The 23,826-nt window shown below is 50.4% G+C and carries 24 protein-coding genes and 1 pseudogene; 9 read left to right on the top strand and 16 right to left on the bottom strand.

All coding sequences use genetic code 11. The features are described from left to right. Together ACTG33_RS09295 and ACTG33_RS09290 are read right to left on the bottom strand one after the other, a co-directional pair. A pseudogene (locus ACTG33_RS09295) lies at positions 1-403 on the bottom strand (methyltransferase domain-containing protein); the annotation flags it as partial. 107 nt (positions 404-510) lie between these two features. Beyond that, positions 511-1,101: a DNA-J related domain-containing protein gene (locus ACTG33_RS09290; RefSeq protein ID WP_439134932.1), complete on the bottom strand. Its 591-nt coding sequence runs from the start codon at positions 1,099-1,101 to the stop codon at positions 511-513. 197 nt (positions 1,102-1,298) lie between these two features. Here ACTG33_RS09290 and ACTG33_RS09285 point away from each other — a divergent pair, with 197 nt between their 5' ends. After that, a complete protein-coding gene (locus tag ACTG33_RS09285) occupies positions 1,299-1,580 on the top strand; it encodes a pyrimidine/purine nucleoside phosphorylase (protein WP_439134931.1) in 282 nt (93 codons plus the stop codon). Positions 1,581-1,790: 210 nt separating this feature from the next. Here the strand turns inward: ACTG33_RS09285 and ACTG33_RS09280 are convergent, their stop codons facing one another. Then, positions 1,791-2,468, bottom strand: coding sequence for a TIGR01621 family pseudouridine synthase (locus tag ACTG33_RS09280; protein WP_439134930.1), 678 nt, complete (start codon positions 2,466-2,468; stop codon positions 1,791-1,793). 204 nt (positions 2,469-2,672) lie between these two features. On the opposite strand from ACTG33_RS09280, the gene ACTG33_RS09275 reads away from it, so the two are divergent. The 3 genes from ACTG33_RS09275 to ACTG33_RS09265 all read left to right on the top strand — a co-directional run bounded on the left by ACTG33_RS09275 (position 2,673) and on the right by ACTG33_RS09265 (position 5,250). After that, entirely contained in the window at positions 2,673-2,939 is a 267-nt protein-coding gene (locus tag ACTG33_RS09275) for a hypothetical protein (protein ID WP_439134929.1), read from the top strand. 557 nt (positions 2,940-3,496) lie between these two features. Continuing rightward, on the top strand, positions 3,497-4,105 hold the full coding sequence (locus ACTG33_RS09270; protein WP_439134928.1) for an acyltransferase: 609 nt from the start codon (positions 3,497-3,499) through the stop codon (positions 4,103-4,105). Positions 4,106-4,287: 182 nt separating this feature from the next. Next, positions 4,288-5,250, top strand: coding sequence for an NAD(P)H-dependent flavin oxidoreductase (locus ACTG33_RS09265; RefSeq protein WP_439134927.1), 963 nt, complete (start codon positions 4,288-4,290; stop codon positions 5,248-5,250). Between the two features lie 90 nt (positions 5,251-5,340). Here ACTG33_RS09265 and ACTG33_RS09260 read toward each other — a convergent pair whose 3' ends face one another. The 3 genes from ACTG33_RS09260 to ACTG33_RS09250 form a co-directional block, all read right to left on the bottom strand. Further along, positions 5,341-6,129 carry a hypothetical protein gene (locus ACTG33_RS09260; RefSeq protein ID WP_439134926.1) on the bottom strand — a complete coding sequence of 263 codons (789 nt, stop codon included), beginning with the start codon at positions 6,127-6,129 and terminating at the stop codon, positions 5,341-5,343. Positions 6,130-6,161: 32 nt separating this feature from the next. Further along, complete coding sequence (locus ACTG33_RS09255) at positions 6,162-6,542, bottom strand: hypothetical protein (protein ID WP_439134925.1); 381 nt, start codon at positions 6,540-6,542, stop codon at positions 6,162-6,164. 69 nt (positions 6,543-6,611) lie between these two features. Beyond that, positions 6,612-7,658, bottom strand: coding sequence for a nucleoid-associated protein (locus ACTG33_RS09250; RefSeq protein ID WP_439134924.1), 1,047 nt, complete (start codon positions 7,656-7,658; stop codon positions 6,612-6,614). A gap of 293 nt (positions 7,659-7,951) precedes the next feature. Here ACTG33_RS09250 and ACTG33_RS09245 point away from each other — a divergent pair, with 293 nt between their 5' ends. Then, the gene (locus tag ACTG33_RS09245) at positions 7,952-8,476 is read left to right on the top strand and encodes a DUF3806 domain-containing protein (RefSeq protein WP_439134923.1); all 525 of its coding nucleotides are present in this window, start codon (positions 7,952-7,954) and stop codon (positions 8,474-8,476) included. Here the strand turns inward: ACTG33_RS09245 and ACTG33_RS09240 are convergent. Continuing rightward, positions 8,451-9,086 (bottom strand): hypothetical protein, encoded by a 636-nt coding sequence (locus ACTG33_RS09240; protein ID WP_439134922.1) that lies wholly within the window; start codon positions 9,084-9,086, stop codon positions 8,451-8,453. The genes ACTG33_RS09245 and ACTG33_RS09240 overlap by 26 nt on opposite strands. Positions 9,087-9,600: 514 nt before the next feature. Between ACTG33_RS09240 and ACTG33_RS09235 the strand changes: the two genes are divergently transcribed. The 4 genes from ACTG33_RS09235 to ACTG33_RS09220 all read left to right on the top strand — a co-directional run bounded on the left by ACTG33_RS09235 (position 9,601) and on the right by ACTG33_RS09220 (position 13,743). Beyond that, the gene (locus ACTG33_RS09235) at positions 9,601-10,548 is read left to right on the top strand and encodes an AAA family ATPase (protein WP_439134921.1); all 948 of its coding nucleotides are present in this window, start codon (positions 9,601-9,603) and stop codon (positions 10,546-10,548) included. A gap of 8 nt (positions 10,549-10,556) precedes the next feature. Beyond that, positions 10,557-11,984 carry a vWA domain-containing protein gene (locus tag ACTG33_RS09230; RefSeq protein WP_439134920.1) on the top strand — a complete coding sequence of 476 codons (1,428 nt, stop codon included), beginning with the start codon at positions 10,557-10,559 and terminating at the stop codon, positions 11,982-11,984. A 51-nt stretch (positions 11,985-12,035) separates the two neighbouring features. Further along, a complete protein-coding gene (locus ACTG33_RS09225; RefSeq protein WP_439134919.1) occupies positions 12,036-12,911 on the top strand; it encodes a mechanosensitive ion channel family protein in 876 nt (291 codons plus the stop codon). Between the two features lie 130 nt (positions 12,912-13,041). Beyond that, a complete protein-coding gene (locus ACTG33_RS09220; RefSeq protein ID WP_439134918.1) occupies positions 13,042-13,743 on the top strand; it encodes an NUDIX hydrolase in 702 nt (233 codons plus the stop codon). Positions 13,744-13,763: 20 nt separating this feature from the next. Here the strand turns inward: ACTG33_RS09220 and ACTG33_RS09215 are convergent, their stop codons facing one another. From ACTG33_RS09215 to cysS, 9 genes are all read right to left on the bottom strand, one after another. Continuing rightward, positions 13,764-14,642, bottom strand: coding sequence for an ion transporter (locus tag ACTG33_RS09215; protein WP_439134933.1), 879 nt, complete (start codon positions 14,640-14,642; stop codon positions 13,764-13,766). A 74-nt stretch (positions 14,643-14,716) separates the two neighbouring features. Then, a complete protein-coding gene (locus tag ACTG33_RS09210) occupies positions 14,717-18,343 on the bottom strand; it encodes an ATP-binding protein (protein WP_439134917.1) in 3,627 nt (1,208 codons plus the stop codon). A 2-nt stretch (positions 18,344-18,345) separates the two neighbouring features. Further along, positions 18,346-19,143, bottom strand: coding sequence for a DUF4194 domain-containing protein (locus ACTG33_RS09205; protein ID WP_439134916.1), 798 nt, complete (start codon positions 19,141-19,143; stop codon positions 18,346-18,348). Further along, positions 19,136-20,650: a Wadjet anti-phage system protein JetA family protein gene (locus ACTG33_RS09200; protein WP_439134915.1), complete on the bottom strand. Its 1,515-nt coding sequence runs from the start codon at positions 20,648-20,650 to the stop codon at positions 19,136-19,138. Before ACTG33_RS09200 ends, ACTG33_RS09205 begins: the two co-directional genes overlap by 8 nt. 125 nt (positions 20,651-20,775) lie before the next feature. Continuing rightward, positions 20,776-21,006 carry a DUF3012 domain-containing protein gene (locus ACTG33_RS09195; RefSeq protein ID WP_439134914.1) on the bottom strand — a complete coding sequence of 77 codons (231 nt, stop codon included), beginning with the start codon at positions 21,004-21,006 and terminating at the stop codon, positions 20,776-20,778. A 14-nt stretch (positions 21,007-21,020) separates the two neighbouring features. Beyond that, positions 21,021-21,206: a DUF3012 domain-containing protein gene (locus ACTG33_RS09190; protein ID WP_439134913.1), complete on the bottom strand. Its 186-nt coding sequence runs from the start codon at positions 21,204-21,206 to the stop codon at positions 21,021-21,023. A gap of 35 nt (positions 21,207-21,241) precedes the next feature. Next, positions 21,242-22,237 (bottom strand): porphobilinogen synthase, encoded by a 996-nt coding sequence (gene hemB, locus ACTG33_RS09185; protein WP_439134912.1) that lies wholly within the window; start codon positions 22,235-22,237, stop codon positions 21,242-21,244. A gap of 2 nt (positions 22,238-22,239) precedes the next feature. After that, a complete protein-coding gene (locus ACTG33_RS09180; protein WP_439134911.1) occupies positions 22,240-22,617 on the bottom strand; it encodes a carboxymuconolactone decarboxylase family protein in 378 nt (125 codons plus the stop codon). A gap of 25 nt (positions 22,618-22,642) precedes the next feature. Further along, a partial coding sequence (gene cysS / locus ACTG33_RS09175; RefSeq protein WP_439134910.1) for a cysteine--tRNA ligase occupies positions 22,643-23,826 on the bottom strand: 1,184 nt, incomplete at its 5' end.

Genomic DNA, 23,826 nt, shown 5'->3' with positions numbered 1-23,826 from the left:
CAAATGGCGGCCCTTGATAGCTTTTTAGCCACTGCACTGCATCCGCTTCAATCAATTCGACTCTTTTACCGGAGACTTTGAAAAAGCGCTTTGCGACTTGTAAATGAATGGGATTTAACTCAACCCCCAGAATCAGTTCAGGCTTGAGAAAGTACTCCAGCTGCTTCATCACGGCACCACCACCAACGCCAAGAACCAATACACGTTTGATCGACCCCAGAGGATGGAAAAAGGCCGGAAGCAATAATAGATCCCAGACTGAACCGGCTACCGGACGATTGGGATTGTACTGGCTGTGGAAAACACCGTTGGTATAGAGCCGCCGACTATGACCGGCAGATCGCACTTCATAATGGTCGGTTTTACCCTTACCGGAGACTCTTTTCTGCCAAACAATTGCCATAGGAATATCAAACTTATCGTGACCGGGTGTAATACCGAGGAATCTTGATTACCGCTCCGAACTATCTCGGGGCTCATAAGTTAATGAGCTCAAGGAGTTAATAGAGCTCAGGAATAATAACGTTTCAATGTATCCAAGGCATCATTCAGTTCTGCCAATTCAGCATCACTACCACCACGATCAGGATGCATAATCATCGCCTTTTCACGGTAACGTCTTTTGATTTCCAGCATCGTGACGGGCTCTTCAAGACCCATCAGCTTGAGAGCATCGTGGCGATCATCCTGTGCACCGTAGCGGCGCCAAAAGCTATTGAGTAATTCATCAACCGATTCGGTAGAGGCTGAGGTGAATGTATCCCAGGACAAATAATATTCGGCCAATTGAGGACTGCCTTCCATTAACTCACGCTTTCGTTCATCCCACTCTTCAGATGAACCTGACCAGGGCGTAAACAGAATTGATAACGCTGAAATGGACAAACTGCCAATACCAGCGTCGCAGAACCTTTGCCGAAGCTGGTAGAGCGCATTCATCACCAAAAAGTGGGTCTGAAACAAACCCAGAGATTCACGCCCGTAATCGGCAGAAAGGTATTCCTGATCCACCAAAGTGCGAATGATGGCATGCTCAGTCCAACTCACCCCGGGCGAGGTGGTCAATATTTGCTCAATCGGTGTAATTAATGGATTGTCCAAAGCTTCCCCCCAATCATTTAGCCCAGCTTACCAGAGGTTGCCACATTAACCGATTGAGTGAGTGAAAAGCCTGCTTCATCAGCGTCCTCGAGGAGTATCCCGTGCGCCATCTGGCCAAGGCAACATGGCCTGAGTATAATTCCGGCCCTTTACGGCGTTACCACCCCGGTAACTGTCCGCGCTGACTGAGGTTCACCATGTTCAAAACCAACCAATATTTCGATGGTAAAGTCACCTCCATCGCCTTTCAGACCGAAACTCTGCCTGCAACCATCGGTGTAATGGCTCAAGGTGAGTACGAATTTGGCACCAGCCAGAAAGAATACATGACCGTCACCAGTGGTAGTCTGACGGTAAAGCTGCCCGGTGCCGATGACTGGGCCACCTTCAAACAAGGTGAGACGTTTATTATTGAAGCCAACCAGAAGTTTCAGGTCAAAGTGAATGTTGAGAGCGCTTACCTTTGCCTCTACGAGTAAGCCCTAAACGTAAAATAGATACGCCCTCTTCAGGACGCAGATGAAGAGGGTTGTCGAGCCGATAGCCTGCAAAGTATGATCGACCAAAACAATGACAGCCCAACGTCATAGAGGATCAGAGTCATCACCAATCAAAGTCATAACTACCGCATCTCACCCCAGTCATAACGTACCCCAGTCATAACGAACCCCAGTCTTAACCTACCACGGTCATAACGTAGGCCACTCCAGCGATTCGGGGCTTCCCCAGGGTTCCAGCGATGAGAAAAACACAGGATTGAGGAAGTATTCACCCTGTTCTGGTAAAGCATGGTAACGCCTTAACTCCCCTTGCCACTGAAAACTCATCTGCCAGGCGTGCAAATACATTCTGTCGCTCTCATCTCCGCCGTAGCGCTTATCTCCCAGAATGGGCGCGCCCAAAGATCGCAATGCCACACGCAGTTGATGAGTCTTTCCGGTATGAGGCTTTAACAGGTAACTGCGTACTCCCGGAGCCAGTGATTGACTGAAGAACTGGGTCACAGCGGGGTTTTTCTGGGTCTGCGATAACTTCCAACTTCCCCGACGAGCCTTTTCCATATCACCTTTGATCAATCCCTGCTTCTTCCTGGGTTTATTCAGACTTAAGGCCAAATAGTATTTATCGATCTCTCGAGCCTGGAACATCCGGGACAAGAGCTGATTGCTTTCGCTATGGCGACCCATCAAAAGCACCCCTGAGGTCGGATTGTCGAGTCGATGCACCGGAAAAAGCTTGGGCAACCCCAAATCAGAGGCCACTAGATCCAACAGACCATGCACCCCATCGTCACGCTGTACCGTGACACCGGGCGCTTTATTAACCACAACAAAATCATCGTTGTACTCAATCAGGGAATATTGCAAAAAGGCTAACCTCCGATTAGATTGAACGGTATGGCGATGGCGGCGGTCAGAACCTCAAGATCGCTTCTATCGTCGCTTGGCGATCATATAACTATCGCTCGCAGAAGTATTCAGGTACTTTTATTTACGCTCTGGCACCAAGAGATTCCAGAGGACTTTAAGAGCTCAGCGCTTTCCAATAATAGAACAGATCAAGGAACATGAATGAACTACGACAAATTTGAGGAAGTCTACGAACTGTTTCCCTCAGGCCGTTACGAGGTAAATAGCTTGCAGCTCAGAGATCTGCTCCTGCACGAGCATTGCAAAGGCGTAGCAGTCAGAGTCCTTCATATTGGTACGATTCAACTGGATCGAAAGGATGTCATCGAGCGCCTCAAAACCGATAGCCATCCACGGCTTGATGGCATCAAGATTACCTGCCTCGATGGTCTGGCCATCATTGATGAGCCCTCCCACGGTGGTACATAGGTATTCTGTATAATGTCAGCCGCCCTCTTGGCTCCCACTTATGTCGGGAGCTAACTGCCAACAATGATTTCTAACCGCTTATCCCGTCCTGCGATGTAAATTCTCTGACAATCCAGAAATCGGCTTGGGAGCATTCGCCCTGTTCCAGCTGCTTTTAGCAATTTTTTTGTTATCACGCCTCTACACCTGTACACGACTCTGCGGCTGCTATACTGGATTCAGGTGTCCGCGTTATCGGCTAGTCGAAAGGGGAAACCCCACGAGTGCTTTTTTAAGTTACTCTCAACTAAGCGATGGCAACGCTGATCAATCAATGATCCGTTGGGCCGCAACGCATATTAGTTAACTTCTTTAACTTGAGTCGGTATGCGGGCACCACTTTAGCTACCTGTCCTCTTTAGGCTATTCTATTGGCTACTCTTTTTACTGTTCTACCATCTACTCTATCGACTAAAGCAGCCCTGATACCCCCACCCTCTCTATCCGCAGCCACATCTGCCCCTGTGGTAGAATGCGCGTTTATCGCCCCACAAAACACGAATCGGAATCACCAAATAATGTCTGACATGGCCGCGGAGTACCGCGAACAACACAAACGTCGACTGAGCTATATGCCGTGGCTGTACTATTCACTGAAACCCAAACATCGAGAATGGGCTGACGTCTGGCAAGCAGAGATACAACGGTCCTTTTGCCAACTGGAAACCATAGAGATTGGCGAGAATTGTTTTGTTGCCCCCGAAGCCAATTTATTTGCAGAACCAGGCCGCACCATCAATCTGGGCGATAATACCCATATTGCTGCCAACAGCTTTCTGCATGGCCCTATCACGCTTGGCCGAGGTGTTAGCGTCAATCAATCTGTAACTCTCGATGGCGGGCGAGCTGGCATCACCATTGGTGACCACACACGAATTGCCGCTCAAACCTGCATGTTTGCATTCAACCATGGCATGGAACCAGATCGCCTGATTCAGGAGCAACCGGTCACGTCTGAGGGCATTACCATCGGACGGGATGTCTGGATCGGGGCCAATGTCAGTATCGTCGATGGCGTCACCATCGGGGATAAAGCCATCATCGGCATGGGTAGTGTAGTCACTAAGAATGTGCCAGCCGGAGCCAAGGTTGGGGGAAACCCTGCCAAGGTCATAGGTAACCGATAAATCGCGCCCTAAACACCCTCCCGCCCGGCGAAGTACAACAACCCCAAGGCCAATTTGGACAGGCTTTTGGTGATTCCTGCTATTAGAATATTCCTCAGCGGTTATCCGCTCCATCGTTATGGGCAGGCTGTTTTTACAATGGTATTCTGAGTTCTGGTTTATATTTGTCTACAGGTGTCAGAATGTCTTTACCCGATCTCTTAAAAGGCCGTTTGTCCGTGCCTGCCGTTGCTTCTCCCATGTTTATTGTTTCCAACCCAAACATGGTCATTGAACAATGCAAAGCAGGTATTGTTGGCTCGTTTCCTTCGCTGAATGCACGAGGTGAAGGAGAGTTCGAAAAGTGGCTGATCCAGATTACGGAGACACTGGATGCCTATAACGCTGAGCACCCGGACAATCCCGCTGCGCCTTTTGCCGTGAATCAAATTGTTCATAAATCCAACGGACGACTGGAAGAAGACCTTGCGCTTTGTGTGAAATACCAAGTACCTATCGTAATTACGTCGTTAGGTGCCCGCGAGGACGTAAACGCAGCAGTACACTCTTACGGCGGTATCACTCTGCACGATGTTGTTGATAACAGGTTTGCTAAAAAGGCCATCGAAAAAGGTGCAGACGGGCTCATCGCCGTAGCCACCGGTGCAGGCGGACATGCAGGAACACTGTCCCCCTTCGCCCTGATTCAGGAGATTAGGGAATGGTTTGATGGGCCATTACTGCTATCTGGCTGCATTGCCACGGGTGATTCTATATTGGCGGCTCAGGCACTGGGGGCTGACTTGGGCTACATTGGCTCGGCGTTTATCGCCACAAAAGAAGCCAATGCGGTCGAAGCCTATAAGAATATGATCGTTGACAGCGGTGCTGAGGATATTGTCTACAGCAACCTCTTTACCGGTGTTCACGGTAATTACCTTAAGCCATCTATTACCGCTGCGGGCATGGACCCCGACAACCTGGCCGAAAGCGACCCATCAAAAATGGACTTCGGTTCAGGAGGCAATCAAAACAGTAAAGCCTGGAAAGATATTTGGGGTTGCGGTCAGGGTATTGGTGCCATCCACAAGGTGCAGACCGTAGCAGAATATGTTGAACAACTAAAAACACAATACGCGGCAGCCAAAGCCCGTATTGGCTCCTGATCGAAGGATCGAACTGTCACATTCAATCCTACCGGAAACAAAAAAAGGCCCAATGGGCCTTTTTTTGTTTTTGGTTCTTTGCTCTATCAGTTACTGTCCAAACAAGGACTTCAACTGATCCAGTTTCTCGCTGTCCTCTTCGCCCAGCTTTTCTTTGAGTTTTTCTTCAGCCGCTTCTTGTGCTTTCTCTTTCGCTAAATCTTGCAACTCGTCCTCAGCTTCTTTTTGTACTTTCGCCAATACAGGCTTAAGGATTGCTTGCGTCATTTCGTCAGGCGTCAGACCATTATCTCGTGAACCGATATTGTTCAACTGAATAGGCGGCATGGTCAGAGTACGTTCGCCCCACTGCTCAGTCACAATACGCATACTGATGCCTTGCAGAGTAAATTTCTCAATAGCCAACTTAACATCTTCAGCTGGCTCAGAAGGTTTCTCCTCCACAGGCTGTTTGGCCGTATTTCCGGAAGCCGTATTTTGTTTCACATTATTGAGTAAGGTCTGAAGATTGATATTGGTCAGATCTTTTTCTTCAACCAACAACTTGGCATCACTGACCAGCACTTCATTGAGTACGATCACATCGCCACCCAGGCTTTTAAGATCAATACCCAAAGATATATCACCCAGACTGAAAGCGTTGTCATTACTAAAGCCTGGCGGGTTGGCAATGGTCAGGTTATGCAGGGCACCACGACCTTCCTTGAGGGTGATTTTCGAGCTTTCCAGTCGGACTTCTGTTCCCAGAACATCAGAGCCGGAATCTTCGACCACCGACTTGATAAGCTGGTCAATATTCTGCAAAAACAGTACAACTACCACTGCCAAAACAGCGATGACCGCGACAACAAGTGCCGCGACAATCTTAAATGCCTTCATAGTATTTCCTTATAGTATTGAATGATGATGTTTTATATACGGCTCGGATCTTCAGGTAGATCGTCTGCTGAATGTGGTTGTGCAGGTGCTCCTGAAGAGTTGGATCCAGTATCTTGCTGCTCTTTCACTTTCTGGCGCGCTTTCTTCAATTCGTTATCGACGCTGTTAACCAGAGATTGCCAGCCATCCAGAATGGCGTTATTAGCCTCACGAACAATGCCTTCAACGCTATTTTCATCAAGCTTTTCAACCTGCTCGCTGAGTAACGCAACCTCTTTGTTCAAAAGAACCAGCTGCTGTTCCAGTTGCTGACTTTGCAAACGAGCCTGTTTCAGCTGCTGCTGACTGTCGTAATACATCCAACCCATACCGACGATCAACAATACAACAAGACCCAGTGTTAGCTTTTGCATGATTCAGTTCCTCTGATAGGTACACATTGACAGAAAGGTTTACATAACTGCATGTATAGAGCTTAGCGTCTATTCTTCAGTATGAGTATCTGAAGAAGTAATAGTACCTGATGCCAACTTTTGCATGTGTTTAATTAATCTTAATTTAAGTGGGCCCGGTATATTACGGATGGTAAGACTGTCATCGTTCTTATCATAGACGATGGTTTCACCCAGGCACTCCGCAGCAAAGCTCATACTAAGCTGATCATTGCGACCACTGATACGGACATACTGTTTTAACTGTCTGCGATCAGGAATGAGCTGCTCGGGCGTTTCCCCATGTCGGGTTTTGACAAATTCTGCGAACTTGTCTGGCTCACCATCATTGACGTGTTCCGATAAGTCGCGGATAACCACAGGTTCACCCCGCTTGTCCTGATCCAGACAATAGTCGACAATTTTATTGCGGTATACCTGAACCTCTTCCTCCTCCAAAGTGTCACTATAGGCCGACACCACGTCGAGAAATGCCGTCGTTTCTGCGGTGATGTCCCGCTGATCGGCAAAACCAATCCAGCGCCAAAACTGGTCGGTGAGGTCTTTGTCGCCTCTTGCTCTCAATACGCTCAGATAGCTGCTGTCGTCCTCGCCTAACCAGGCTGTCATATCCACTTTAGCCCCCAGCAATACACCCCTGACATCCAAAAAGCGGGAGGTTTGCAAGGTCAGATCGCCATCGAGGTAAACCCCCTCGTTGTGCAATATCAAAAAGACGTAGAGTGAATCTGCATCAGCCAAACTCTCGATGGCAAACAGCAAGTGCCCATCCACCACTACTTCCGTATCACTCAGCAGCGATTGGAAATGTTCCGTGGCTTTGGTTGTAAACCGCTCAAAGCTTAACTTTTCTTCACGAAATTCTCGCAACCATTGCGACACCGTGGAGATCGAAAGATCATGGTGAAACTGGCCGTATTGCTTGCCAGCCTTGCCGACATAGGAATTCTTCAGTTCACGAACCAGCTCCTCGAGGTAGGCGGTGTTTGACATGGGCTGCTCACGCAAAGTGACTTCCACCGGCGCTTCGGTTCCATTACGACGGATTGCGTGGGCAATACAATGGCTGAGGGGCATTTTTACTCCAGAAGAATTGAAGACAACGAAAAGCGGCCATTATAAGCTGCTACCCGGCAATCGCTGCAACAGGAATCCGGGATTTCGGAGAGACTTGACGTGTTTATACATTGAAGATCAACAATCTATATCAACAATGCATCTCAGCAGGACAGGCTCTATAATGCCGCCCTGAGACAATCGAACGCACGATCAAGACAACAGAAAATTAACTGACACTTACCTTCTAATTTTACACAGACCAACTTACACAGACCAACTACTTACACAGACCAACTACGGGCTAAACCACCATGCGCATTCCTGCTTACTTTTTAATCATCTGCTGTCTGATCAGCCCGATTTCAGCCAGTGCAGACGCTCCTGTGGAAATCGATGATTTGAACTGGCTGAAAAGCCAGCATACTGAGCGACAAATCAAGCAAATTGACGATCTGACGCGGATTAATTTCGGAGAGCCGATCAGGGGTACAAAAGCCGATCTGAAGCTCCTTCAAAGGATCATCAACAAAGGTCTGGTGGCAAAAGAAGACCACATGACCCAGCAAGCTCTGGGCGCGGTTTTGGGGGACGTGATGGTGAACGACATGGGGTTGGAATGGAAAACCTACAAAGACAGGCTGGGAGAGAGCCGCGCAGTCTGCGCACCGGACACTGAACAGTGCCTGTTCCCCATTACCATGCTGTCGCGACGAATGGCCGTTGGAATCTTGCCTAATGTAGCAGATCTCTACCAGGAAACGTCTGAGATGATAGCGCCTTATTTACCCAAAAACCCCTTCGACGCTGCAATCAAGACGCCAGAGACTCCAGACTGACGGTCCGGCAGTCCCTGCTTTTTGCCGCATCAAGATAATGCCCCAAATCACGGGATAGCCGCTGTCTGGCAATGAACAGGTTGCTCCGCAACCCGTTTTCACAGGAATTCGCCACCTCGGCAGAGCCCAGAGTCGCCCTGCGTTCACCGGCAACCGTGGAAAGGTAGATCGAGAGCGATTTCTCTTTGCTGACATCGGCTCCAAACAAGATCACGACCCACTGATCCAGACACTCGATATAATCCCGCTCGTTTAACGTCAATACGGGTTGGAACGCATTATTCATCCCCATCAGCGTCTTTTCCCCAGGGGCTTTCAACCCCTTGGGCAGACTGAGCGTCTGAAAGTACAAGAACGGAAAAACCATCAGATTCCAGAGATAGTGGATCAAGCCACCGAGAATAATCAGTGGCCAAACCAATGCAAGGCACACACCCTGCAAAATTCGGCGCCAATGCACTTCTGACCAAGATAACTCTCTGACCAGTCTTGGCCAGACAATACGCTTAATCGAGCCCAGTCTCCTTTTTAACGCCCGCTGTCTCAGGTTTTGCGCATATTGATAACAGCGCATTTCCTCTGGAGCCAGCAGGAGTCCTTGTTTAAACATAACTACTACCCCAATAAACCATCATCCACTGCTTCTCTTAGGTTAGCCCTGATAGCGAGAATCTAGCTTTGATCCTTGTTAAACCGTGCTATTTAAGCCGTGCTAGCTGAAGCAAAACATGCCACAACGAGATGACCGGTAAGATTTTATCTTTTTGGCGCGTTTAGTTGAGTTTAGCTGAATACACGACGGATGCCCCACGCATTCAGACTATATGCCTAGTAGTTCGGACTATATGCCTAGCAGTCCAGACTATATGCCTAGTAGTTCAGGCTGCCCACTCAACTTTTAGACCACCTTTCGTGCGACATCACTGCAAGTTTCATGCAACTCCTAAGCCTCTTTAACACCGAGTTAGCATCTTTAACACCGAGCACCCACACCCGCCCCTGCTGCAGCCCCTCCCGAGATCACATTTCAACCACTGATCCACGTTGATTGACTCCATGGAAACAACGACTTTTTATCAGAAAAACAGTAGGATAAGTGCTTAATTAAAAGAAAGGTTCAAGCTTTGATTATTAAGCATCAGGATAAAATTCGCTCCCCGGAAGAAATTCGTGAGAACTTTGAAAAACTGGGTTATATCTGCAGCGAATCCATTGCCACAGCGGTTTATCTGGCCTGCCAGCTGCAAAAACCGATTCTGGTTGAAGGCCCTCCAGGTGTGGGTAAAACCGAACTGGCCAAGAAAACCTCCGAGTATTTGTCAGCGCCGCTGATCCGTATGCAGTGCTATGAAGGGCTCGACGAAGCGAAAGCCCTCTACGAGTGGAAATACGGCAAGCAACTGCTCTACACCCAGCTTCTCAAGGATCAGCTTGGGGACGTAATGCGTGGCGCCAAAGGTCTGGACGAGTCGGTCGAACGGCTGCATCAGTTTGGCGATATATTTTATTCGGAACAATTCCTCGAGACCCGCCCGTTACTGCAAGCGTTGCGGGAGCCGGACGGCGCCATTCTATTGATTGATGAAATCGACAAAGCAGATCAGGAATTCGAGGCCTTCTTGCTGGAGTTACTGTCGGATTATCAGGTCTCCATTCCTGAGATCGGTACGGTGAAAGCCACCTCGCGGCCCATTGTCATTTTGACCAGTAATAATACCCGTGAACTGGGCGATGCCCTGAAACGGCGCTGCCTGCACCTCTACATCCCCTTCCCTGACCCCAAATTGGAGCAGAAAATCATTGCCAGCCAGGTGCCGGAAATGGGTGAAGATTTGCGCAAACAGGTGGTGGCTTTTGTGAAACAACTTCGCCAGATGGCACTCAAGAAAGTACCGGCCGTCAGTGAAAGTATTGATTGGGCCAAGGCCTTGCTGCTGTTGAATGTAGACAATCTGGATCGGAACTGGATTGAGAGCACTTTAAACCTGCTCCTGAAGTTTCAGGAAGATATCGAAGTGGTTGAACCCGAGATCAACCAATTGCTGCAAAAAATGCGTCAAGCAGGATCCTGACCCGTCCCATGCAACAGGTTATCGGGGACTTTATCCATTCACTGAGGCACCACGGACTGCCAGTTTCTCCGGCGGAAACCCTGGACGCTCTGCACGCAGTACGATTGATTGGCTTTGAACACCCGGAACAGCTGAAATCCGCTCTGGGTATGACACTCGCCAAAAACCTCCCTCATCGTATCCAGCTGGAGGAGCTGTTCGATCAGTTCTTTCAGCTGAATACTGAAATGCCGGAAACGGCTGATGGCTCATCAGATGAAAAGGCTGAGGGCTCACCAGACGAAAAAGCTGATGGCTCATCAGATGAAGCGGCTGAAGGATCCTCAGAGGAATCGGATACTAAGTCACTATCCACTACCGAAACTCAAGACTCTGACGAAATCACTTCTGCGCTGGGTCAAATGCTGCTCAACGACGATCATACTGCCATGCAGGTATCCATCGTCAGCCACGCTCAGGCAGCCGGCGCCAGCGAGATGAAGCTGTTCACCCAGAAAGCCCAAGTGAGTTATCGCATTCTGCAGCAGATGGGAGATCGCCAGTTAACCCAGGAGCTTTCCGAGCTGGCGGAAGACGAACACCACGCTGAATTGATTGAAGACATCAAACAGCGACGCCAGCGTCTGCTGGAACATATTAAAGATCACGTTGAGCAACAGTACCTGCTGTTCAGCGAGAAGTCGGGATTAAAGCTGCGCGAGTCCAATCTACAGAAGGTCAAGCTGACCAATGTGGATCACAGCCATATGCAGCATATGACCCGACTGGTACAAAAAGCCGCCAAACAGCTCGCCTCGATGCACAGCCGTCGTCGCAAGGTCACTAAACGTGGTCTGCTGGATGTACGTAAAACCATCGCAGCGAACGCTGCCTATGATGGGTTTCTGTTCCACACCAAATGGAAATCCACCCGCATCGAACGCCCCAAAGTCATGGTGCTGTGCGATGTCAGCGGGTCGGTCAGTCGGGTAGCCCGCTTTCTATTGCTGTTCCTCTACAGTTTGCAGGATGTCCTGCCCCGCGTGAGATCCTTTGTATTTGCGTCTAATCTGGGAGAAGTCACCGATGAATTCGCCAAACTCGACATCGACGAGGCCCTGGCACATATTATGGACGAATGGGCAAACCGCCCCACCGATTACGGCCGGGCACTGGAAGATTTCGAAAAGCTGGCAATGAAAGACATCGACAACAAAACCACCGTGATCATGCTGGGAGATGCCCGCAACAACAACAGCGATGGCAAAAATCACATCTGGTCAGAAGTCTATCGACGCAGCCAGCGAGTGATCTGGCTGAACCCGGAAGGCCGTTACAGCTGGAACAGCGGAGATTCCATCATGAGCGAATACGCACCCTATTGCTCATTGGTGGAACCCTGTAACTCCCTCCGGGGTCTCAGCCGAATTCTTGGATCGCTGCTAAAAAACAGCTAACAAATTACTTTATATTTAAACCTTAGTATATTGATAAATAAGGAATTTAACGTGGACGAAAAACTGGGACAAGAGCTGGCACACGCTCAGGAAATTTACAAGATGGTGGTGGAGTTCTTTGTGAACTACAGCTTTCAGATCCTCGGCGCCCTGCTGATTTTCATGATCGGCCTGCTGGTGGCACGAAAGGTCAGCGCGGTTATTTTCAATCTCTGCCAGAAAAAAGAGCTGGATATCACCCTCAGCCGCTTTATTGCCTCAGCCTCAAAAATCGTTGTCATGGTGCTGGTGGGGATCATCGCCCTCGGCAAGATTGGCATCAGCATAACCCCTTTCCTCGCAGCCGTCGGTGCTCTCTCTCTGGGTGCCGGCTTAGCGGTTCAGGGGCTGCTCTCAAATTACGGTGCGGGCCTAAACATCATCATGACCCGTCCCTTTGTGGTGGGTGACACCATCAGTGTTCAAGGTGTCTCCGGACAGGTCAAAGAGGTTCAGCTGGCTTTCACGGTACTCACCAATGAAGACGGGGTACAGATCACCATCCCGAACCGTCACATTGTGGGTGAGATCATCCACAACTCGTTTGAATATACACTGGCAGAGCTGTCCATCGGCATCGCCTACAGCGAAGACCCCGATCAGGCCATTCGCCTGATTTCTAACTCTCTATCTGATTTGGAAGGTGTCACCGATGACAAGCGGCCACAGGTGGGGATTGAAAACTTCGGCGATCACGGCGTGAATATCGGTATTCGTCTCTGGCTGCCTACCCAGCAGTATTTTGGCTTGCTGTACGAAGCCAACCAACGCATCTATGCAGCGCTGAAAACCAATGATGTGGTTATTCCTTTCCCACAACAGGAAGTCAGAATCCTCAACGAATCCATCAAAACATCAGGCTCAGGCTCAGGCTCACCTAACAGCTAGCACTGACACCCATGTGTCGGTTATCGACAGGGATTGTCCCGATTGGACAAGCCCCTGTCGGCTTTGCCCCTTGCCCCGAAGGGCTCAAAACCGCAGAATGATTCAAACAATAAAAATTGAAGATTGAATCATGTCAGAACAGCTAAAAGTCATAGACCTTGAAACTCCAGTCCCTGCGCACCCTGCAGCGACAGTCATATTGTTACGCCCAGCCGCTGACGGCTTTGAAGTTCTGCTGCTATTGCGAGCACAGGCGATCAAGTTTGCTGGTGGTAGCTGGGTCTTTCCCGGTGGCCGCATCGAAGCAGACGATGCTCCTGGCAAAGAGCTGGACAGCTGGGAAGCTGCAAGAATGGGGGCCGCACGAGAGTGCCTCGAAGAGTCTGGCCTGACCGTAGACCCAGCCAGCTTCATCCCCTATTCCCACTGGACAACGCCCAAAGCCGAATCCAAGCGCTTTTCCACCTGGTTTCTGATCGGGAGCCTGGATGAAGACGCTGACGTGATCGTGGATGACGGAGAAATTGTGGATTACCAATGGCTCACCCCCGCCGCCGCTCTGGAAAAACACCGTCAACAGCAGCTTTCCATTATGCCGCCGGCGTATTTAACCTTGTTAGAGCTGTCCAAAGTAAGTTCCATCCAAGCCGCCAAGGCGTTTGCACATTCCCGCAAACCGCCGTTTTATCAGCCGAAGATGGTGAAAGACGATCGTAAGGTGTGCATTCTTTACGGTGATGACGCCGGATACGCCAGTGGTAACCCTCAGGTACCGGGTGCCCGCAATCGCATTACCCAAAGCGATTGCGGCTGGCAGCACACCCGGCGCTGATAGCCGGATATGCTGATCTATCAACGACTGGGGCTGGTTTCAGATTCAGATCGCTCAGGTTCAGATCGCGCCTCGACGACCGCTGACGTAGAACCCTGCCCCTGAGTCAACAAAGCCTTCAGCTCCAAAATTTCACGGTGCAAATCCTGAACGGTGGGCTCACCAGCAGCCTCCGCCTCTTCCTTGGCTATGCGCTGATGCTCCTCTTCCAGCACATTGACCACAATACCAATGATCATATTCAGGAAAGCAAAGGCGGTAAAAAAGATAAACGAGAGGTAATAAAACCAACTGAGCGGATACTCTTCCATGGTTTCATACATCACATCCGTCCAGTCCTCAAACGTCATGACACGGAACAGGGTTAACAGGCTGACGGCAATATCACCCCACAAGTCCTTATTAACAGACGCAAAGAACGTACTGCCAATGGCCGCATAAATGTAGAAGATGATAAACATCATCAACAGCACATAGCCCAACTGGGGCATGGCTTTGAGTAACGAATTCAGCAGCATGCGCAACTCGGGGATGATAGACACCATCCGCAGCACACGGAAAATCCGCACCAGCCGCCCAATCAAAGCCATTTCGCTGTCTTCAATGGGGATCAAACTGACCACAACGATCAGTGTGTCAAAGATATTCCAGCCGCTGCGGAAGAATCGCTTTTTATTCGGTTCACCCAGAAAGCGAATCACAATCTCCACCAAAAAGATCACCGTGATCGCCCAGTCCATCACCACTACGGCCTGCAACAAGGCATTCGGCAATGGATAGGTTTTGACCCCGATCACCAACGCCGAAAAGATAATGATGCCTACCACAAACAGCTCAAACGCCTTGTTAGAACGCAATCGGTAAAACGCCGCCTGCCAGTGGGCGCTATTGTCCATCATTGTTGTCATACTGTTTCTTTCGCTCATATCGCACTCATATCGCACTTGTATCTGACGTATCGCACGAACCTTGTCTACTCAACTTCTTCCAGGAAATCCAGCGATGCCTGCTGGCGAATGGTACGTCTGTGGTTCGCCATCAACGCTGCAATCTTCTCTTTGTCGCACTGCTGGCGATCCACCAGTACACGTGTATTGAGCTCACCCACCGGCTCTGCCGTTGGGCATTTACTGAAAATAAACTGGTTGCTGATCAAATCCATAAACGGCCCGGATTTGCTGGACGGCATAATAAACATCAGCTGCAGACCGAGGCTCTCAGTCAGGTAGTTGATAACCTCTTTGGAGCGATGTTCATCCATCTTCGAAAAGGCTTCGTCCACCAGCACCATACGCAGATGGGACTTGCCTTCGTTAAAGCGAAACGCCGAGGTAATGGCCGCACTGCGTATAATGTAGGCTGGCGTTTCCAACTGACCGCCGGACCCGGTACCGTACTGACTCAGCGCAATGGGGGTTTTCCCCTCCGGCTTTTTGTAAATCTCATAGCGGCGGTAGTTGCGGTAATCCGCAATCCTAGCCAATTCCCGCAGGGCCTTGTTTTCATCTTCATCCAATAGCATGGTCATCAGGCGATTGCGCACCTTTTCATGCTTGCCACTGAGGGTCATATCAAACAGGGTTTCGCCATCCCCCAAATTCGGATTATCAATCACTGCTTTGAAGAACTGCCAGTACTCTTTGAATTCCGGCAACCAATCCCAACCGAATTCGAAGCTTTCCCGGTCTGCACCAAAGCGATGATGCTGCAGCTCGTCATTCAAACTGGAGAGCGTCTTCTCGCCGTCGTTAATCGCCTGATAAATAGAGTGGCAAAGATTTGTGACGAATGCGTTATTGAAGCTTTCACGTAAGCTAGAAAGCTCCTCATAACGTTTCGCCAAGATATTGTTTTTATAGCGATTATAGAGGTTGTCCAGCTGCCGCTGCAGGTCGCAGACACTCTTAAAGTTACGGCGCCCGAGGCTGTTGCTGAAGTCCAGCTCAAAAGCCAGAGCATCGGCCCCCTGACACAGCTGATTGTGCTCTAAAATCCGACGCTGCAGGCTATTTAATTCGCTGTTCAGTTCAGCCGACAAGGTCGCCGAAGCGGCCTCGAAATAGTCGGCCTTGTGCACTTCGACCCGCTCGTCAGCCACTGCCAACTGCTGCTCGACGTTAAATTCTGCCCAGATTGAGGACAAACTGCGGATATTGTCTTCCGCGGTTTCCAGCTGTTCGAGATTGGAATCCTGCTCTTCGTTCAATTGTTTACAGCTGCGATCGGCTCGATCCAGTTTTGCACGGATATCCACCCGAGCATTTTCCAGCTCTGCCAGTCGCAGCTCCTGAGTTTGCTCATCGACTTTCAATTGATCGAGCTGCCCTTCAAGCTCGTCAAAGTCTGACAAATCCAGCTGCTTTAAACTCTGTTCCGCGTTCTGCAGTTTGCGCTGAATGGCCAGCATGGCTTGCAACTGATCGGCGTAAGTGACCGACTGCATCTGATCGACAGATTGCAGCAGCAAGTGGCTCTCGTTGGCGTAATCGGAACTCTTCTGCCATTCCACTTGCAGGCTCTGCAACTCATTCTGCTTAGCCAGCAAGGCTTTTTCACGGGCAGCCTGACCAAACACCAGTTCGCTGTCATCAATATCGCAGCGGAACATGGCGTAGTTACCAGAACCCAAACAATCGCGGGTAACCCCGCGGCGTGCTGATCGCAGGGCCTCTGCATCATCTACCCGCTGTACCTGACCGTAACTGGCCTGAATGTAAGCTTCCGCGGTTGAATGACCAAAAGCCATCACATGAATGATGGAGTCATGGGACAGCTGGCTGATTTTGTCCGCATCGCGACGCGCCTTATAGCCCTGAATCACACGAGCCTTGCTGTTACCGGGCATTTGTCGAACCAGACGAATGGCTTCCGCCTCAAAATCTTCTTCGACAATAATGCCGAATCGGGCACCACCGATATAACCTTCAATGGCCGACTGCCATTCGCTGTCGACTACTTCTACGTAATCGCACAGAACGCGAGCATCCGCTCCTGGCAGTTGGCGATTTAACAGTTCCAACGCCTGACGGACGTAATGGGGATACACAGCCTGCCGCTGCTCCAACAACTGGATTTCGGCGTCTTTAGTAACGACCTGTTTCTTGAGCCGTTCGCTGGATTGACGACGCTTATCCCGCTCTTGCGCCAGTAAGTCACGCAGGCTGGTCTCCCGAGACTCAGTGGAAAACCACTCACTGGCCAGTCGGTTGTGCAATTGCTGCTGCGCGAGCGCTTCATCCAGATGGCTTTCCAGTGGAGATATATCAATCCAGTCACGATTAAACAGAGACTGAAAATCGACACTGGCCTGCTCGGCACTGACAGACGCTGTGGTCTTTGACAGAGACTTGTCCGCCAGCTCTGGTACTTCCAGCGACAGAGACGTCTGCTGTAGATTCTTTTGGATTTGCCCCGCTGCCTGACGGTTGCGTCGCAGCTGCTCATCCTGAGTCAATAATGGCTGTACCGATTGAGCAAGCTGGGTTTCCAGCTCGGCCAGATTCTTTTCCAGCTGATCTTTGTCCCGCAATGCTGGGACCTGCAAACGGCTGACTTCGACTTCCAGCAAACGCTCACGAATATCCCGGCGGCGGGATTCCGTGAGATCCTTATCACGCTCATTGGTTTGCAGCTGCTCTTTCAAGCTTTGCTGCAGCCCCTTTTCTTTCAGGTATCGCCCTTGGCACTGGGTATAACGACTGCGAGCCAGACTGTAGTCCAGCAGCTGGTGCTCCAACCACTGGTCAATAAAACGATTGGCGCTATCGCGGCCGCCTTGCAAACGCTCTGTGGCTTGCCGCAGCTCCCGGGCATCGCTTTCCATATTATGGATGCGCTTGAGCATGGCCGATACATCGCGAATGGCATCGCCAAGATCACGGGGCTCCAGTACTTCCTGAGCCACGAATTCATCGATTCCTTTAATTGGCTTGTAAGCCATAAAGCGAGAGAAAGCCCGAGCGGCATTCATGGCTTCGCGTTCGGATACGGCATCGGCACGCCCCCGAAGCACACCGTACAGTCGACAGAGATAGGCTTTCTTCTTATCGTACTTTTCCACCGCAGCAGTACCGAACTGCTTTCTCAGTAAGGTGTACACGCGATCCATAGGCACCACATAACGGCCGCCCTTGTCTTCTTTAACCAAGTCGACCAGCGACAAACTGACATCCGGCAGGATGAAAAACTGGCTGTCATCGAGCCGCGCGATCTTTTGCTGGCCAGAGGATTCCACATAGGCACGCATAGACAGCAGTGCGGTAAACGCCTCTCCGTCTTCACCGGGCGTGGGATGAAAGACCGCAGCCAGATAGCCGTCACAAGCATCCGGTCGAGCATAGGCGCCATCGTCACAACCCAATACGTAAGACGCCAGAGTCCGCACCTGCTTACCGCCCCGCCCCCGCTGGCTGGATTCATCCTGCCCGGGGTTAAAGTGAAACAGATTGTCGTGCGCAGCCGTCATGACCGTTTGAATAGCATCGGCTGCGGTTGTTTTACCGGATCCATTGCCACCGGAAAACAGATTGATCGGACCGAAATCAAATTCGGCGTGGGGAATATTGCCCCAGTTGACGTAGATAAACTTCTTCAAATACATGCTTATGCGTCCTCGTCCGAGTCTTCAAGATCGTCAACATCAGACGAAAAGAGAGAACTGCCACCGACATGAGCCAGGGCTGTTTTTGTCTCTTTATCTACCCCTTCAGGCTCAGCGTCAGCTTCAGGCTCATTGGCCATATCAGACAGTGAATGCTCCACCATGTCTGAAGCATCCAGCAATTGATCAATCAGATCATTGCTGACGAGGTTAACCACCATTGGGCGAATCTTGATCCAGCTGTCACCACTGAGGAGATCCGCTTCAGCCCCGAAACGAATCACTCGCAATTGCCGCAGACGTTTGAATAACTGTCTGCGCTCAATCTGATTATCAGGTAAGGAACGTGCCAACAGGTTTTTGAGGGACAACGCCAAGGCTTCTACAGACAGATTCACACAGCCGGTTTCGTCCACCTTGCCTTCACGAAGGGATTTATCGTATTCCGTTCGCAGTGTCAGAATCACCGCCACTTCGTGCTGATTCAGTCGTGAACGCAAGCCTCCGTTAAACGGTGTATCGGTCTCATCATCAACACCTGGCACGCGTGCTCCAGGGGGAATCAAGCGTACGTACTGAAAACGCGCATCGTGGTGCAGACGAACCCCCATCAAGGACAGATAGTCGTCCACCAGCGATTCGATACGAACGAAACGATCGTACAGATCAGCTTCCACACGGCTTTCATCTCGGCATAAGACGCCGTAATCCAGCAAGCGCTGAATCAACTCAAGCCAGTCGCTGTCTTTCAGGTTTTCAGCACTGAGTGATTCAAACAGGGTTTCCTGCAAACTAGACATGCTGATCGACCTCAATCAATTCAATCACAAATTCGTCCCGACGCGAGAAATAGTCTCCGTCGGTAATTCCCACATCGTCGGGCAGCCACTGTCTGCCATCGTCGTCGAGACTGACCGGGTGCACGGCAAAACGGTATTCACTGGATAGATTATCCGCTGCCCCCACTTCAATGGAGTGAGCAATAGACAAAAGATCCCGTGCCGTGTGGACCGGCAGATGACGCGTATTAACCCGGCCAGAGTTCGCCAGAGCCTGGGTGATGTACTGGCGGATATCGCCTCCCTGAATGGTGAAAGCCCGATCTAGCGCCTGTTGCACAAACAATTCTCGTCGTGCTTCACGATCAATTTTTTGACCTTCATCAACCCGACTGAGAACCACACGTTTACCGGCACGGGTTTTCAACTGAATCTGCCCTGGATCCACATAACCCAGACTGACCCCCGTAAGACTGTCCGCAGCTTCTCGCAACCGATGATCTTGCTCTTCAGGCGACAAACGGGTGAGCTGCTTACAGGCTTCCAGGAGCCCATCATCACCTTGCGAATGGATATAACTCAGTTGGCGCATGATGATATCCGCCCGCTGGGTAAAGCTGTTCAGGGAACGTCTCAGTGCAGGGAGCATTCCCTCACAGGCGCTGCGTAACCTCTCTTCAATACCCACCAGCAAGTTTTCGAGAATGGATTGACCGGCGACCACCTTATCCGGCAGCAGTCGACGCAACCGCACTTCCATCACAGCGCGCCAGTCTTTGTCCTTATCATCGCTGTCACCGCCGTATTTACGTTTTCGGCGTATTTGCTTGATCAGTGAAGCGATCTGATCCCGATACTTCTCCACACTGTCTGCAGAGAGTCGCACTTCCAGATCCGGCTTGAAGGTATTCTCCATAAAATCAAAGAACTCATCCGTCGCCTGTTGAATCAATTGGCGAGCTTCGACTTCTTTCACCAGCTGGCGCTTGCGGTCTTCCAGCTCAGAGATCACATCAGTGAAATCACTGATAATCCGCTCTGAATACTCGTAGGCGTCCAGCAGATCGTGGATTTCTCCCTGTTCGAGAAACGCTTGCAAGCTGTTGCGAGTGTTGCGGGTGTTACGGTTGCGGGTACGAAAACGACTGCTGTCGCTCTCGATAAACGGCTGGGTAAATAACCGTCCTACTTTACTGAACGCATAGGAGCTTTGCAGCGTCGCTTCGTCCAGCTGCTTTTCCAACCAACCGTATTCGATCAGTGTATTAAGAATGAAGCCAGCCAGTTCACGCTGATTGCGAAAACGCCCCTCTTCTTCACCCTCTGAACTTTCGGATTCCAGCACAGGAGCTCTGGCAATGGACTCCTGAAAAATATCGATCATCTGATCGCGATTGCGCACGTGTCCAAAGTCACTGAGATCGGTATAAAGACGCTGATACAGCAGGCGCAGACATTCAACAACCACTTCCCGATACTTACCGGTCAGTGGCTTGAAAAAGTGGGGACGTGATTCAGAAAAAAACATGAACAGACTTTGCCACAGGTAAGGATACCGATTTGTTCTTTTACCATCCGTGGCTTAAGAAAAGGTTATATATCTGACGATAAGGCCGATCGTGCAGGTTCTGATCGTTCCAGTTTCTGATCACTCTAGTTAAGGTCAGAGCTTTCCTGATCGTCTTCATTATTGTAAAGGCAAGCTTTGGCAAAGCTGCGTGTCTCGGCATCCGTCCAGTCTGCGTTGGGTTTATCCACCATGGCATCACACCATGCCTCCCCAACCAGTTCCGGTGCTTGTTTATTTTCAACCATGGCCAGTCCCGCGATGACTGCGATGAGACCAACCAGCAATAAGCACAGGATGCCCAAGTATTTCTTCATTGCTACCTCAAGGTTTATTTAAAAATACAATTCTCGGCATAAGCGGATGCATCGTTCGTACTCCAGTCACCCTTTGGCTTTTCCTTCATGTCTTCACACCAGGCTTCACTACCCACTTCTGGTGCACAGCCCATTAACGTCAAAGACATTGCCGCCAAACACAGCAAACCCAGTTTTTTCACAACAACGATAACTTTCATATCACATACTCCTTGTAGACAGTCTTTCATCAATGTCAGGATGCTTTAAGCCAATCTGCTATCTGCTCAGCATAATAGGTAATAATCAAATCACACCCTGCTCGCTTAAACGCCATCATGGTTTCCATCACAATAGCCTGCTCATCAATCACACCCGCCGCAGCACTGGCCTTGATCATGGCGTACTCACCACTCACATGATAAACCGCCAAAGGACGTTCGCTGTGCTGACGGATATTGGCGATCACATCCAGATAAGCCAGACCCGGCTTCACCATAAGGATGTCGGCACCTTCCATCTCATCCTGCATGGATTCTGCCAGCGCCTCACGACCATTGGCGGGATCCATCTGATAGGTTGAACGTGTTCCTTTAAACGTGCTGTCGACGGCGTCACGGAACGGGCCGTAAAAAGCCGAGGCGAACTTAGTGGAATACGACATCACCGGAATGTGCTGAAACCCAGCCTCGTCCAGCCCCTGCCGGATAGCAGCCACCATACCGTCAATCATAGTAGAGGGCGCGATCATATCGACGCCAGCTTCGGCTGCCACCACTGCCTGCTTTTGCAGATTGCCCAATGTTAAATCGTTGTCGACGTCCAGCCCTTCGTGGGAACCCTCACAAAGCACGCCACAGTGACCATGATCTGTGTATTCACAAAAACAATTGTCACTGATTACCACCATTTCAGGTTGAGCCTGCTTGGCAGTACGAATACAGCGGGCCATCAAGCCATCTGCATTCCAGGTATCTGTGCCCGCTTCATCTTTCTGGTGTGACACACCAAACAACAGAATTGCACGAATGCCTTTTGACCATGCCCGCTGTACCACGTCGGCCAACTGAGATTCAGGGTAACGAACGACCCCCGGCATACTGCTGATCGCGACAGGCTCAGTAATCTCTTCTTCGACAAAAAGCGGCAGAATCAGATCTTCGGCCTGTATGCTGTTTTGACGCACCAAGCTGCGTAAAACCGAGGTCCGACGAAGTCGACGAAATCGAAACTCAGGAGTAATCGTCGCCATACTTAATCTTCCCAGTTATCAATAACTTCACGAGCTGCACGCATGGCTTCAAGCGCCGCTGGAAATCCGCAATAGGCGGTCGATTGCATAATCACTGCACGAATCTCTTCTTTGGTACAGCCATTGCGCAAAGCACCACGAACATGGCCTTTCAGCTCATTGGGAGCCTTGAGGGCAATCAGCATGGAAATGGTCACCAGACTGCGGGTGCTGCGCGGCAGATCGTCGCGAGTCCAGGGCCCACCCCAGGCATTTTCCATCACCAGATCCTGCAAAGGCTGGTCAAAATCGTTGGCATTATTCAGTGCGCGATCGACAAATTCGTCGCTCATCACTTCACGGCGAACCGCTTCACCCGCTTTTTGATCTTCAATACTCATAATCGTTTTACCTCCACAGAGAGCGTTACTCTCGTCTCCATTTGGTGCCTTCGCGGGAGTCTTCCAGAACAACTCCCTGCGCTTTGAGTTCTTCGCGAACTTCGTCGGCACGGGCATAATTTTTGTCGAGTTTGGCCTGAACGCGCTCAGCAATCAGAGCCTCAATTTCTTCAGCGGTGATTTGATTGTCATTACCGCTGTCGGTGAACCACTGCTCGGGATCTTGTTGCAACAAGCCCATGAGCTCACCGGCTTTCAACAACAAAGATTTGAACTGAGGCTTATCGGCCTCATCCGCCTTATTCAGCTCTCGTGCCAACTGACGCAACTCTCCCAGAGCCACTGGCGTATTCAAGTCATCCAGCAACGCGGCGTAGAAAGGTTGTGCTTTTACGTCCACATCAACAATCGCCACGTCTTTTGCTTCACGCAGAGCGCTGTAAAAGGCATCGAGACGGGATTTAGTTTCTTCCAGCAAATCGGTAGAGAAATCCATCTCGGAACGGTACTGGGCAGAGAGTAAAGCGGCGCGAATCACTTCACCTTTATAGTGTGTTAACAGCTCACGTACCGTGCGGAAGTTGCCCAGTGATTTGGACATTTTCTCGCCGCCAATATTGATATAGCCGTTATGCATCCAATAGCGTACGTACTGCTTACCGTCGTGGGCGCAGCAGCTTTGAGCCACTTCGTTTTCATGGTGAGGAAACACCAGATCACGACCACCGCCATGGATATCAATGGTCTCACCCAGGTGAGTTTCAATCATCGCGCTGCATTCCAAGTGCCAACCCGGACGACCATAACCCCAAGGGCTTTCCCAGCCGGGCTCGTCGCTGCTGGATGGTTTCCACAACACAAAGTCACCGGCGTACTTTTTGTAGGGCGCCACTTCAACACGCGCGCCGTCAAGCATGTCTTCCAGAGAACGATTCGACAGCTTGCCGTAATTCTCCATAGATTGAACCGCGAACAACACGTGACCTTCGGCTTCGTACGCGTGGCCTTTTTCAATTAGGCGCTTCACCATATCAATCATCTGATCAACGTGGTCAGTGGCGTAAGGCACAATCGTCGGCTGCTGATTATTCAGCTGCGCCATATCATCTTCGAACTCTTTGGCGTAGCGGGCAGCCAATGTTGAAATAGCCTCGCCGTTTTCTACCGCAGCTTTCATGATTTTGTCGTCGATATCGGTGATATTGCGCG

It is taken from the genome of Pseudomaricurvus sp. (genome assembly GCF_965662505.1).
Lineage (GTDB): Bacteria > Pseudomonadota > Gammaproteobacteria > Pseudomonadales > Cellvibrionaceae > Pseudomaricurvus.
This window is presented reverse-complemented; position numbering and strand designations above follow the sequence as displayed.